This is a genomic window from Mucilaginibacter sp. P4_A11 (genome assembly GCF_056402535.1).
Genome location: NZ_JBFUHE010000005.1, coordinates 261257 through 274914, shown reverse-complemented (window position 1 = coordinate 274914; position 13658 = coordinate 261257). Strand labels below are relative to the sequence as shown.

Genomic DNA, 13658 nt, shown 5'->3' with positions numbered 1-13658 from the left:
TATAAAAACCTGCTTATATTTAGCCATGGATTCACCGCAAACTTTACCCGTACTTGATGCAGAAGAACTACGCGTACTTGGCACTTTAATGGAAAAAGCCAAAACCACGCCCGATTATTATCCCATGACCCTTAATGGACTGGTGGCCGCCTGTAACCAGAAAACATCGCGCAAGCCGGTTGTTAATTATGATGATGACACGGTTATCACCGCTTTAAATTCCCTAAAAAGGCGTGGATTGATGTCTACTGCTACCGGAGGCTCCATTCGTAACATTAAATACAAACACAATTTTGCGATAGTATTCCCGGTAATTCCGTCAGAAGTAGCACTGATCTGCCTGCTGATCCTTCGCGGGCCTCAAACACCCGGTGAATTAAATACCAATAGCGGCCGCATGTATGAGTTTGATTCGATAGAAGAGGTTCAGGAAATATTAGATAAACTGGCCGGAGGGGAAACGCCTTATATAGTGCAATTACCCAAACGCCCCGGTCAAAAAGAGGTTAGATACGCCCATTTATTAGGTGGAACACCCGAAATTAATGACGATGATTTTGCAGATGAACCGGTTGGACGTTCGTCTTCATCGGTTCTGGAAGCGCGTTTAAGCAAAGCAGAACAGGAAATTGCTGAATTGAAGGAAACAGTGGGCAGGTTGATGAAGGAATTAGGAGTGGAGTAATAATACTTTTTGGAACTAAGTTTTTTACAACTCGTTATTGCGAGGTACGAAGCAATCCCCGACTTACAGAGCCGCTTTGTATAGTTCGCGATTGCTTCGTACCTCGCAATGTTGAAGCAATCGATAATGCCAGTTTCAACACAATTGCGGAGTAACGTAGGCCAATTAAAGAATTGAACAAATTCTAGATTGATAGTATTTTCCGGAATTTCATAAAATCAATAATCAGAGCGAATTATGAAGTGCTGATGATATAGCTACAAGGGTAAAACACTTAGGCAAAAACAGCAGCTGACACAAAAATAATTAGCTAAAGTTTTAGAATACAAGACTTGTACTTACTACCAAGGATCGTTGTTCACAAGGTCTTTTAGTGGTATATTAGTAATAAGCAGCAGATTTCCACCATCTGGGTTTGAATAATCAAAATTCTTCATGAGTACAGTTTCCAGCCTATCATGCTGCCACATCAAGGAGCTATAACTGCCTCTATCGTAATCATCTGCCGTTATATTCCATGGTCGCCCCAGCTCATCAGATAATTGATCGACCTGATTTCGATTATTAATCGGCAGCAATATATAAAGGCAAAAATGTTCGTCGTCTTTTTTGTAAGCATAGATATTTGTCACATTGATACCCAACAAACTAAACGGACTATAAGAGGGTTTCCTAATCCGGTTGAACCTATACAGTTCAACCGGATGGTTACTTTCTCTTAATTGTATTTTTGTATAGGCGGCTGATACAAATTCACTTTCGATAAAAGATTTTAGTTCAGCGAAGCTAAAAACCTTATTTTTTAATTCTGAATATGAAGTCGTACTCACCTGTGAATATGTTTTTTGCGTAAAAATAGTTACTAAAAGAAATAAAGTTATTTTGATTTTCATCAATCACAATTATAAGGAAAGAAATCACTCCTGTCTTCTTCCCTGAAAATGATACCACCGCTACCAGTACCCGTAGCGCCCGCTGTTCCCATTTGAGAAGCCATTAACGCGGCTAATTGATTTTTAAAATATTGCATTACCTCGGCATCTGTAGGGTAGTAAGGACTATTTCTAAATTCCTGATAGGTGAATACTTTTGCCGCCTCCGTTATTTGTGCGGCCCTTGACGCGGCAGCACCGGGGGTAAGTATCGTAATTGACCCATTGGCGTTTTGATATTGCGTTGGTAAACCATAAACCACAGATGGAATATAAACGGTGCGGGACATTCCGCTATTGTTGCCACCAATCCAAACCCATTTTAGCCTGATTTGACGAACACCTGCTTCTTGCCAGTTAGCCGTAGACGTTTTAGTGAAGGCAAACGAATTGCAATCTGTGCTGACAACTTTCCCCGCATCGTTTTTGTCGTCGTTATTGGTATAATTACTTGTGGTAGCTGTAGGGCAAGGAATACTGCCGCTTGGCGGGGGATATCCACCGCCCCCATCTATTGGCGGCGGTGGCGGTACATAGTTAACTTTAATTCCGTTAATTGTGATCTTAGGGGCAGCTGAAACATTTTGTGAGCCCGTAACACAAGGAACATTAACGGTGCTGCTACCGCTGCCAGAACCGCCACCACCAGGAACGGTTCCTCCTCCACTACCGCCGCTACCCGTTCCATCATCCACAGTAGCTGTTGTACAGGTGCGCCCAAGATAAGTCGGTTCGTACGTCACACCATTGAATGAAACGGTCTGATACCATTCCTTGCATGTTGTGATTGTAATAATCTTATCGGTTTTGACGCTTTGTACGCTTGTTTTGTTTTCTGTTCCTGAGCCCCCAGTCAATGTTGCCTCAGTCGAGATTTTAGAAGCGAGAATACCATCTTTATAAACCCAGCCGTTCACAAATTTGCCGTTAGGTGTTGAGTATATAACCACACCACTATAATCACTATCCCGTTTATTGTAATGGTTTCTGCTTAGCTTACTCAAATCACCTTTGATATATGCCGGGTCAGCAATAAGGGTCATGATATACCCGTTATACTTTCCCATCTGTTTGAGCAACAGGAATGAACTTGTGCTAAGTGCTGCATTATAACCGGGGTCGTCCGAAGCGTCCGATTTAAGGCCAACGGCCATTTTGGCCGATAACGATGCATCCAGTGGCATCTCAATTACATCATCATCGAAACGTTTGTAAGTTCTGCCTCTTTTCCAGTTTGGTTTGATAAACTGGCTAAAATCAGCTTTATGGTTAACTGACTGGGTACTCAACGGAGATCCATTTGTAGGATAATTACTTTCGTACCAGTTTTTTGCTTGGAAAATTACAGGATCTGAAATTTCAACGTTTTTGACGGATTGGGTGTCCCGTTTACAGCTGTAAATAATAACCGCAATAACAAAAACGAACATCAATGCGAACGTTTTTTGCAGGAATTGTTTAGGTTTCTTCATAATATTTCATTTAATAGCTGAAATATACGATATTAAAATATTTCCCTCAAGGAAATATTTTAATTAAAACCCTATGGAAGCCGTTCAACGAATGAAAAAGGAAATTTAATGATAATAGTAGTAATGAAAATTATTTGCCTCTGTTGGCTTTTTTCGAGCGTCCACGCTCGCGTAACAACATCAAAAAGGCAAGCGGACGCTTACCTGAGCGCAAATTCAAGCGTCTTTCGCTTGAATTTGCGACTATACATTAGAATGCAATAGCCCTGCCATTCAGGGGCCCGGGGCGAACTATACAAACGACAATACAAATGCCGATCCTTTACCTTCAGTGGATTGCACCTGGATATTGCCTTTGTGCAGCAGCATGATCTGTTTACACAGGCTTAAGCCAATGCCACTACCTGTTTTGCGGGTACTGAAGAAAGGTATAAAGATCTTATCGAGCAGTTCGGGCGGCATGCCTAAGCCGTTATCGATAACTTTAACAAAAGTTTTGCCACCCTGGATTTCAGCTGTGAGTGTGATACGCGGTTCATCACGGTCTTTCACGGCTTCAATGGCGTTAACCAGCAGGTTGATCATGACCTGCTCAATCAGGTTGATATCGGCTTCGATAGAAAGCGTAGGGTCGCGGAGAATGATCTCCAGTTCGATCTTCTTTTTTTCCAGCGTAGGGGTCATCAAACTGTTCAGGTTCTCAAATATGTTACGCACCATGATCTTGTTCAGATCAAGTTTGGTGATCTTGTTGAGGCTGCGGTAGCTTTCCGTGAACTTAAGTAAACCTTCGCTGCGGCGTTTGATGGTATCGATACCAAGCTCGATATCTTCCAGGTCGCTGTGAGGTAGATTTTCAGCAATATCGGGGCTTTGCAGACGGTTTTTGAGTGTATCAGCCAGTGAGGAGATTGGCGCTACGGAGTTCATGATCTCGTGCGTCATCACGTTAAGCAGCTTCGACCAGGCCTTTGATTCCGTTTCGTCCAACGCCTCATTCACGTTTTGAAAAGCTATGAGTTTGTATAATTTATCATCGCTGCGCATCAGGCTGGCATTTACCAGGATCTTAACCTGTTGCTGGTTACGCGTAACAGTAATGATCTTGCTGTCGCCAGGTTTAAGTTTAACAAGCTCCGTATATAGTATTGGTTCGCGTTTTTCAAGCGAATGTATTGTTTTTAAGTAAGGTACACCGATGATACTTTTAAAGGCTTCGTTGATCCAGCCGGTTTCACCGGTTTCTTCTTCATATGATAAAATACCGGTATCAACCAGTTCAAGGATCTTTTGCAGATAATGATATTGCGTTTCGCGCTCGCGGCTGATAAGCTTAAATGTGGTATTGATATCGTTAAACCCTTTACGCAGGGGCTTAAGCTCGTTAGGTGCTTTGCGTACATCAAAATGACGCGAAAAATCACGGTAATGGATCGATTCAACAAACTGGTTTACTTCATCCTGCGCTTTTTTTTGAAAACGGATCATGTCAACCACCGAGTAAGCAACCAGCGGCAGCAGGATCACCAGGTACAAAAGCTGACCAAGACTTACGATAACAAAAGCCGTAACGATAAGTACAAGCAGCAATAAAAATACACGCAGCAACAGCCGCCATTCGTAACGGTTAAATATCATATTTGCTTAATCTTCGGTATAGGGCGGTGCGGGTAAGGCCAAGCTCTTTGGCTGCACGGGTGATGTTACCATTGTGCTTTTCAATAACCCTCAGTATAGCGTTTTTCTCCAGTGCGCTTAATGGTATATTGTCGGCATCAGCCACGCTTTCTGTAGATGTTTCCAGTATTGAAAAAATCAGGTCGTCAGGCCTTAGCGTACTATCGTCCGCCATAATTACAGCGCGTTCGATGGTATATTGTAGTTCACGCACATTGCCGGGGAAGTTGTACGATTTGAGCTTGTTGACAGCTGCGGTGTCAAAATCCATTGATGGTTTAAGGTATTTGCTTGCGTACAGTTTTGCAAAATGGCGGGCTAAAATCACAATGTCCTCGTTACGGCGTCGTAGTGGTGGCATATTGATCTCAACGGTATTGATACGGTAAATCAAATCTTTACGGAACTTATTTTCGTTAGCCAGCTCGCTCAACGCTACGTTTGTAGCGCAGATCAACCTAATGTCTACATCAACAGCTTTATTAGTACCCAAACGTGTTACCTGGCGGTTTTGTAAAATGGTAAGCAGCTTAGCTTGCTGTTGCAGGCTAATATTGCCAATTTCATCTAAAAATAAAGTGCCGCCCTGTGCTTCTTCAAAGCGGCCCATGCGGTCTTCACGAGCATCGGTAAAAGCACCTTTTTTATGACCAAATAGTTCGCTTTCAAATAAGGTATCTGTTAACGCGCCAACGTCAACCTTAATAAAAGGCTTATCAGCACGGAGCGAACGTTCATGAATAGCTTTCGCCATTAGGTCTTTACCTGTGCCGTTTTCTCCCAAAATCAGGATATTGGCGTCGGTAGGGGCTATTTTGTTAACCTTATAAAAAATATCCTGCATCACATCCGACTCGCCAAGTATGGAGGTATCACCTGCAGTGCTTTTAACCGGTGTTTTGGTGGTTTTTGCTCCGCCTTCCTTTTTATCAAGCAGATCTTTTATAGTGTTTATCAGTTTTTCGTTGTGCCATGGCTTTACCACAAAATCATTAGCACCCTCTTTAAGCGAACGCACAGCAAGGTCAATATCGCCATAAGCTGTTATCATGATCACACAAACATCTGGCTTCCATTCTTTTACCTTACGCAGCCAATATAATCCTTCATTACCGGTGTTGATGGCGCTGTTGAAATTCATATCAAGCAAAATCAGGTCAACCTCATTGCGTTGCAGCAGCCAATTCAGGTTTTCAGGGTTCTTTTCGGTGATGATTTCCCGGGCTTCTGGTTTTAGCAAAAGTTTAACCGCAGTAAGTACGTCCGGATCGTCATCAACAATTAAAACGGTAGCTTTTTTAAGTATCATTTATTTTTAGTTAATAGTTCATAGATGATTGTTCATTGCCCTCAAAATGCCAGCGCATAATTAATTGAGGTTGTTAATTTAACAAAAGTTATAAATTTAAGGTAAATTGTTTCCCTTTATTGAAACTACCGAAATAAACTTTTAGTCCACTTGCCATGAACCATGACCGATATGGTATTAACCGACAACCATGAACAATAAATCAAAGACTCACTAGTGGTATCATCTGTTACAATTTTTATGCTAAATACCCGCTTTTTGTATCGTATTTTATATAAAAGCTTCACAATGAAGTGCTAACCCATATATGCCGGCAACAGGCTGTTAAAGTGTGGAAATATACTGTATCAATACCGTACACCTGATGTAACAGAAGCGTACGCTTCAATACTGTATTTTGTGTTTAATTCATTGAAAAACAGTATTTTAATTTGTGGCATATCTTTTTGTTATAACATTTCAAAATATTATAAAAATACAGTGGACAGAAAAATTGAGAAAAAGACCTGGAACAGCAAACGGATACTAATAATTACGGCTGTTACAGGCATTATTTTACTAATTGGCGGCAGTATTTATCTAACATCAGGTAAAAGCAAGCTCGATGTTGATACTGAACGCTTAACTATAAGTACTATTACCAAAGGCCCTTTCCAGGAGTTTATACCTGTTAACGGTGTGGTTATGCCGCTAACTACCATATATCTTGATGCATCAGAAGGTGGTGTTGTTGAAGAAAAATTTGTTGAGGACGGAGCCAGTCTAAAGAAAGGCGATCCGATTCTGAGAATGTCAAATACCGATCTGGAACTTACATTGGCTAATCAGGAAACCGCCGTTTATGCCGAGCAAACACAAATGCAGATCTCTCGTAATAATGCCCAGCAAAACACCATCAGCAAGCTAAACACCATGGCCGATGTGGAAAATGCCTATAAAGAAGCCGAAAGGATCTACAAGCTGGACAAGCACCTTTATGATCAGAAAGCTATCGGCTTACAGGAATATCAATCGGCAAAAAATACCTATGATTATCAGGTAAACCGTTACAAATTAGCCAAACAGATACTATCACAGGATACTTCGCTGGTTAAGCAGCAGGCATCGCAATCACAGGAGCAATATGCCCATATGAAAACTACACTTGAACTGATGCGTAAAAAAGTAGCGGGTTTAGTTTTAAGGGCCCCTACCGATGGTCAGCTAACCTCAATGGATGCTGAAGTAGGGCAGAATAAAAATAAAGGTGAACACTTAGGTCAGATTGACGTACAATCAGGTTTTAAAGTAAGGGTTGACATCGATGAGCATTACCTGTCGCGCATTTACACCGGGTTAAAAGGCGATTTTCAGTTTGCCGATCAAACATATAACTTAGTGATTAAAAAGGTGTATACCCAGGTTAAAACAACCGGAAGTTTCCAGGTTGATATGCAGTTTGTGGGTAAAGTGCCAACAGGGATCCGTAAAGGCCAAACTTTGCAAGTGAGACTGGCACTGAGCGACCAGATGCAGGCAGTATTGGTGCCTAAAGGTGGTTTCTATCAGCAAACAGGCGGTAACTGGATATTTAAGGTAAGCGAAGATGGTTCAAAAGCATATAAGGTAAACATCCAGCTTGGACGCCAGAGCCCCGATTATTACGTAGTGACCGACGGACTTAATCCAGGTGATAAGGTTATTACCTCAAGTTACGAAACCTATGGTGATATCCAGGAGCTTGTGCTGAAAAAATAACGTAACCCGGTTGCAACGCCTGACACTGTTTAAGCGTCATATATGATATAAACTGAGCTAATTAATAAATTTAAATAAACAAAAAATCAAATCAAACCGCTGTAAGGCGGGATGAATAACGGAGGCACCAATGATAAAAATTTCTAGTCTTGAGAAATTCTACCGTACCGAAGAGGTAGAAACCATCGCGTTAAACAAGCTGTCGATGGAAGTAGCTACAGGCGAGTTTGTGGCCATTATGGGCCCGTCGGGCTGTGGTAAATCAACCTTGCTTAACATTTTAGGCATGCTTGATGATCCGGATGCTGGTAGCTACGTTTTTAACGAAATTGAAGTAGCGCATTTTAACGAGCGTAAACGCGCCGATTTGCGTAAGCACAACATCGGTTTTGTGTTCCAGAGCTTTAACCTGATTGACGAGCTCACCGTATTTGAAAACGTTGAGCTGCCATTGATCTACACCGGTGTAGCCGCTACAGAGCGTGTTAAAAGGGTAGAAGAGGTGTTAGACAAAATGCAGATCATGCACCGTCGCAACCACTACCCGCAACAGTTATCAGGTGGTCAGCAGCAGCGTGTTGCTATTGCCCGTGCGGTAGTTAACAAGCCAAAACTGATCCTCGCGGATGAGCCCACCGGTAACCTTGACAGCAGCAACGGTAACGATGTAATGGAGCTGCTTACCGATTTGAACGAACAGGGAACTACCATTATCATGGTTACCCACTCTGAACATGACGCCCGTTACAGTCACCGTATTATACGCCTGCTTGACGGACAAACCGTTATGGAAAATATCATGGTGTAGTTTTTTGAGTTAATTGTTGATGGTTTATAATTCAGGGTAAGAAAGCACTTTTGACTTAAAACTAACGACTCCAGACTTAGACTACAGCCCCCGAAATCAGTTTATAGATAAGTTAATAATTACCTCTGCTGCCCTTCCCCGTACATTGCGGAGAAGGGCATTTGGAGTGTTTTTGTTATTAAACCGCTATTCCTATGTTTAAAAATTACCTGAAAACTGCATGGAGAAACTTAGTTAACACTAAGTTTTACAGCGCATTAAACATTGTTGGCCTCACTATTGGTTTGGCTGTTGGGATGCTTATTTTGATTTGGGTGCAGGACGAATTAAGTTACAACCGCTTCAACACCAAAGCTGACCAGATTTACAAGGTTAATGCCTCCATCGGCACAGGTGCAACCAAGCAGGTTTGGGGTGGGGTGCCGGCCCCAGTTGCCGCATTTGCATTAAAGGAAGTTCCGGGGATAGTGAGTGCTGTGAGGGTTGTTACCAGCTATGATTATTCTGTTTTCAGGTATAAAGACAAATTAATAAAAGAGGATTATGGCAAGCTTTCGTTTGTTGACGATGCCTTTTTCACACTTTTTGATTATAAATTATTAAAAGGAAACAAAAAAGCACCGTTTCCAAATGATCAATCGGTTATTATAACCGAAAGTACCGCCAAAAAATATTTTGGTAACGAAGACCCTATTGGTAAAACCATTATGGGGGATAGTAAAGCCCCATACACCGTATCAGGCATACTGGCTGATTTTCCGGCTAACTCAAGTATAAACGCTGATATTTTATTTTCCATGAATGTGAAAAGGAACCAATACGATGGTAAAGGCTATTGGAAAGCGATGGATGCGGATTGGGGCAATTATTATACAACAACCTTTTTACAAGTGAGGCCCGATGCTTCAATAAAAGCCATCGGCGATAAACTTACGCAGATCCATATGAAAAACCAGGCGGGAATTAAACCTTCCGATGGCGTTTTTCAACTGCAACCTTTGAGCGATATTCATTTATATAATCCCGATGGCTCATCAGCGGGGATCCAAATTGTGAGAGTTTTTTCAATTGTCGCAATATTGATCTTGCTCATTGCCTGCATCAACTATATCAACCTTTCAACTGCCCGTGCTATGCTGCGCTCGAAAGAAGTAAGCGTACGCAAAATTATTGGTGCCGAAAGAAGTCAGCTTTTTATACAGTTTATTGTTGAAACCGTTTTATGCTTCGCGATTGCCCTGGTGCTGGCCTTCGCGCTTATTTACGCTGTAATGCCTGTATACAACAGTGTTGCCGGCAAGCAAATGCACTTCGACCTGTTTAACGCCAGCGTATGGCAGGTTATCGTTTTAACTATTATTGCAACGCTTGTTGCATCAAGCATATACCCCGCCATGCTGCTTTCATCATTTAAGCCTGTCAACGCGCTTAAAGGTAAAATATCAGGTGCAGGTAAAGGAACATTAAGGAAAGTGCTGGTAGTATGCCAGTTTGCTTTTTCTATCGGATTGATCATCGGTACGCTTATAATCAACCGTCAATTGCAATACATTCACTCGGTACAATTAGGGTACGATAAAGAACACGTTTTTAGCTTGCCTATGCGAGCCATGCAGGATCATTATGAAGCCATTAAAGCCGATCTGCTAAGCCATATCGAAATAAAAGAAATAAGCAGTGGTGATAATAGCGTAGTTAGTAGCGGCAGCAGCACAGGTGATACCGATTGGGACGGTAAAGCACCAGATGTAAGCATGATCATCCATCCTTTTGATATTGATAAGGATTTTGCAGGTATGTTTAAACTGAAATTTGCAGCCGGAACAGGATTCACCGGTTCAAAATCAGATACAGCACATTTTATCCTTAACGAGACAGCCGTAAAATTGGCAGGGATTAAAGATCCTATCGGCAAGCGCTTTAAACTGCATGATCTTAACGGTACTATTATTGGCGTTGTTAAAGATTTTCACTTCGCTTCATTAAAACAAGCCATTGAGCCGGCCATATTTGCTTACAGGCCAAGTTCGTGGCAAATGTATATTAAGACAACCGGCAAGGATGCCCCTGCAGCTATTAAGCTGGTTGAAAAATACTGGAAACAGTACAATTCGGCCTTCCCGTATGATTATAATTTTCTGGAGGATACCTATAACGATATGTATAAAACAGAGCAGCATACTTCTACATTATTCAACATATTTGCAGGTATAGCCGTATTTATTTCATGCTTAGGTTTATTTGGGCTTGCTACTTACACTGCTCAGGTTAAAAATAAAGAAATAGGGATCCGTAAAGTATTGGGTGCCAGTGTAACCAATATTACTGCCATGCTATCGCGTGACTTTTTGATACTTGTGCTGATAGCTATCGTTATAGCATCGCCCATAGCCTGGTACGCCATGAATAAATGGCTGATGGACTATGCTTACCGCGCCGAGCTTCATTGGTGGCTGATAGCCGTAGCCGGTGGGGCAGCCATTCTTATTGCGTTTATAACAATCAGTTTCCAGTCGATTAAAGCGGCGCTGGCTAATCCGGTGAAGAGTTTAAGATCAGAATAAATGTTGATAGCGTTGTAGCGACAGCAGGAGAAAGTTTATACCAATTAACCAGTAAACCAGGATGTTTAAAATTTATTTTAAAACGGCTTATCGAAATTTACTCAAAAACAAAGCCTACGCTTTTGTAAACATTTTGGGTCTTGCTGTTGGCATCGCAGCCTGTGTGCTCATTGGCTTGTTTGTTAATAATGAAAGAAGCTTTGATAACTTTGTACCAAATGCGGATAAGGTTTATCGCCTTAATGAATATATGCATTACGATGGTACGGCACCTTCAACAGCCGCAATTGTTGGTCCGCCGGTTGCGCCGTTTCTGAAGGCTAATAATAATGAGATAGATAGCTATACCCGTGTTTTTCCCGCAGTACCACTTGTTTATCCAACGGTGACTATGGAGTACCAGGGTAAAAAGATAAAAGCTGATAGGCTGGCTTGTACTGATACCTCCTTTGCCAGCATGTTTAACCCGGTTATTATTGAGGGCGAAAGAAATAAGTTTACCCGCGATCAAAATACTATTGTACTTACAGCCGGCCTCGCGCGTAAACTTTTTGGCAATAGCCCTGCATTAAATAAAACCATTCAATTACACACCGCTGATACTACTGTAACTAATTTTACGGTAAGCAATGTAATTGCCGATATGCCTAAAAATTCCCACTTGCAGATTGAGGCAATGGTGCCCTTCCCTAAAGAGTTTTTAAATAGCTTTTTGGGTACAAATTATAATGTTTTAATGGGGGCAACGTATTTGAGAATCTCCAATAACAAAAATATAGGCTTACTTGAAAGCAGTTTGACAAGAACTATTCATGCCAAAAGCAAATTCATTGATTTTACCTTACAACCTTTAAACCGTATCCATACCGGCTCTGTTAATATTAGCTACGATGAGCTCAACTATAAAAAGATAGATGGTAAATACCTGAATATATTTATAATAATAGCTATTGCTGTTTTTTTAATTGCCTGCGTAAATTTTGTTAATCTTACTACAGCCATTGCAGGTTATCGTGGCAAAGAAGTGGCCATAAAAAAAATTGTAGGTGCAAAGCGCTTTCATGTGGTTTTCCAGGTGCTTATCGAAACCTTCTTTTCGGTATTATTATCGCTGGTATTAGCACTGTTACTCATTACTATCTTTTTGCCGCTGTTAAATAAATTACTTGACAGAGAGCTTAGTTCAGCAGGTATTTATCACGGCGCTATGCTTGTTGTTTTTGCAGGTATACTGATAGGAACTACATTACTGGCTGGTATTTATCCGGCTTGGTTCATATCAAAAGCTAACACCGGTGAAGCTTTAAAAACAAAGGTATTATTGGGTGGTTCAAAATCATCACTGCGTAATATCCTGGTTACCGGTCAGTTTGCCATTGCCGTTATATTCATGATCAGTTTAATGGTGATACTTAAGCAGCTAAAATATATGCAGCAGCGTGATCTTGGCTATTCTTATAGTCAGGTTGTAAAATTGCCAATGGATTTGCAGCTGGCAAAGAAAATGCCGGTACTTAAAGCAGAGATTGCTAAAGTAAAAGGGGTTAAAGATATCACCAATGGTTTCATGGAAATGGGTGGCAATGGTTCATTATTTGGTATCGACTTTATTGCACCAAACGGCGAAGCCAAAAAGATCACCGTAAACATGGAGAATGCTGGTATAAATTATATCAGTTTTTTTGATATGAAGATGATAGCCGGCCGGGCGTTTAGTAAGGATCAGCAAAACGAATATATTATCAATGAAACCCTGGTTAAACAAATAGGTTATGCTGACCCTATTGGTAAGCCTATAAACATAACATCATTGCCTCCAGGCAGGATTATTGGCGTTGTAAAAGATTTTAATTACAGTAGTTTACATAAAACCATTGAGCCACTTATTATTGGCAATATGGATTATATACCTTATTGGCAAACCAATTTATACATTAAAATTTCAGGTACCAATGTTAGCCAAACATTAAAAGATATACAGAAGGCATTTAACGGTATAAGTGGCGACAACAGGTTTGATTATCAGTTTATTGATGATCATTTTAATGAAGTGTATCATTCCGAAAGACAGGCCGGAAGTATGATTGCCATTATTGGCGGCCTTGCTATGCTTATTTCATGTCTTGGTTTGTTAAGCCTTGCTGCTTTTGTAGTATTGAGGCGCAAAAAGGAGATTGGGATTCGTAAAGTGCTTGGTGCTTCGGTTACCAATATCACCGCTTTATTGTCAAAAGAGTTTTTAATATTGGTATTCATTGCCTTTGTAATCGCATCTCCTGTAGCTTATTATTTTATGAATAAGTGGCTGCAAGGTTTTGCCTACAGGATAAACATACAGTGGTGGCTGATAGCCGCAGCCGGTGGGGCAGCCATTCTTATTGCTTTTATAACAATCAGTTTTCAATCAATTAAAGCGGCACTGGCTAATCCGGTGAAAAGCTTAAGGAGTGAGTGATTAGAGATCGGGGTTAGGA

Annotated in this window: 9 protein-coding genes; 5 read left to right on the top strand and 4 right to left on the bottom strand. The window is 41.1% G+C overall.

The genetic code is table 11. The features are described from left to right. Positions 1 to 25: 25 nt before the first annotated feature. The gene (locus tag AC1DUD_RS12200; RefSeq protein WP_477374949.1) at positions 26 to 685 is read left to right on the top strand and encodes a YceH family protein; all 660 of its coding nucleotides are present in this window, start codon (positions 26 to 28) and stop codon (positions 683 to 685) included. A gap of 341 nt (positions 686 to 1026) precedes the next feature. Here AC1DUD_RS12200 and AC1DUD_RS12195 read toward each other — a convergent pair whose 3' ends face one another. From AC1DUD_RS12195 to AC1DUD_RS12180, 4 genes are all read right to left on the bottom strand, one after another. Next, complete coding sequence (locus AC1DUD_RS12195) at positions 1027 to 1578, bottom strand: hypothetical protein (RefSeq protein WP_477374948.1); 552 nt, start codon at positions 1576 to 1578, stop codon at positions 1027 to 1029. After that, entirely contained in the window at positions 1578 to 3089 is a 1512-nt protein-coding gene (locus AC1DUD_RS12190) for a hypothetical protein (protein WP_477374947.1), read from the bottom strand. The genes AC1DUD_RS12195 and AC1DUD_RS12190 overlap by 1 nt, the downstream gene beginning before the upstream one ends. A gap of 291 nt (positions 3090 to 3380) precedes the next feature. Then, positions 3381 to 4727, bottom strand: coding sequence for a sensor histidine kinase (locus AC1DUD_RS12185; RefSeq protein ID WP_477374946.1), 1347 nt, complete (start codon positions 4725 to 4727; stop codon positions 3381 to 3383). After that, positions 4717 to 6075 (bottom strand): sigma-54-dependent transcriptional regulator, encoded by a 1359-nt coding sequence (locus AC1DUD_RS12180; protein WP_477374945.1) that lies wholly within the window; start codon positions 6073 to 6075, stop codon positions 4717 to 4719. Before AC1DUD_RS12180 ends, AC1DUD_RS12185 begins: the two co-directional genes overlap by 11 nt. Before the next feature lie 480 nt (positions 6076 to 6555). Between AC1DUD_RS12180 and AC1DUD_RS12175 the strand changes: the two genes are divergently transcribed. The 4 genes from AC1DUD_RS12175 to AC1DUD_RS12160 all read left to right on the top strand — a co-directional run bounded on the left by AC1DUD_RS12175 (position 6556) and on the right by AC1DUD_RS12160 (position 13639). Then, the gene (locus AC1DUD_RS12175; protein ID WP_477374944.1) at positions 6556 to 7812 is read left to right on the top strand and encodes an efflux RND transporter periplasmic adaptor subunit; all 1257 of its coding nucleotides are present in this window, start codon (positions 6556 to 6558) and stop codon (positions 7810 to 7812) included. A 130-nt stretch (positions 7813 to 7942) separates the two neighbouring features. Beyond that, the gene (locus tag AC1DUD_RS12170; RefSeq protein ID WP_121225834.1) at positions 7943 to 8620 is read left to right on the top strand and encodes an ABC transporter ATP-binding protein; all 678 of its coding nucleotides are present in this window, start codon (positions 7943 to 7945) and stop codon (positions 8618 to 8620) included. Between the two features lie 194 nt (positions 8621 to 8814). Next, positions 8815 to 11184, top strand: a complete 2370-nt coding sequence (locus tag AC1DUD_RS12165) for an ABC transporter permease (protein ID WP_477374943.1) — start codon at positions 8815 to 8817, stop codon at positions 11182 to 11184. A gap of 61 nt (positions 11185 to 11245) precedes the next feature. After that, positions 11246 to 13639, top strand: a complete 2394-nt coding sequence (locus AC1DUD_RS12160; protein WP_477374942.1) for an FtsX-like permease family protein — start codon at positions 11246 to 11248, stop codon at positions 13637 to 13639. The last annotated feature ends 19 nt before the right edge of the window (positions 13640 to 13658 follow it).

What these genes read in the sequence shown, in the direction of transcription:
- AC1DUD_RS12200 (WP_477374949.1), top strand. Translation starts at nt 26, where the DNA reads ATGGATTCACCGCAAACTTTACCCGTACTTGATGCAGAAGAACTACGC.
- AC1DUD_RS12195 (WP_477374948.1), bottom strand. Translation starts at nt 1,578, where the DNA reads ATGAAAATCAAAATAACTTTATTTCTTTTAGTAACTATTTTTACGCAA.
- AC1DUD_RS12190 (WP_477374947.1), bottom strand. Translation starts at nt 3,089, where the DNA reads ATGAAGAAACCTAAACAATTCCTGCAAAAAACGTTCGCATTGATGTTC.
- AC1DUD_RS12185 (WP_477374946.1), bottom strand. Translation starts at nt 4,727, where the DNA reads ATGATATTTAACCGTTACGAATGGCGGCTGTTGCTGCGTGTATTTTTA.
- AC1DUD_RS12180 (WP_477374945.1), bottom strand. Translation starts at nt 6,075, where the DNA reads ATGATACTTAAAAAAGCTACCGTTTTAATTGTTGATGACGATCCGGAC.
- AC1DUD_RS12170 (WP_121225834.1), top strand. Translation starts at nt 7,943, where the DNA reads ATGATAAAAATTTCTAGTCTTGAGAAATTCTACCGTACCGAAGAGGTA.
- AC1DUD_RS12165 (WP_477374943.1), top strand. Translation starts at nt 8,815, where the DNA reads ATGTTTAAAAATTACCTGAAAACTGCATGGAGAAACTTAGTTAACACT.
- AC1DUD_RS12160 (WP_477374942.1), top strand. Translation starts at nt 11,246, where the DNA reads ATGTTTAAAATTTATTTTAAAACGGCTTATCGAAATTTACTCAAAAAC.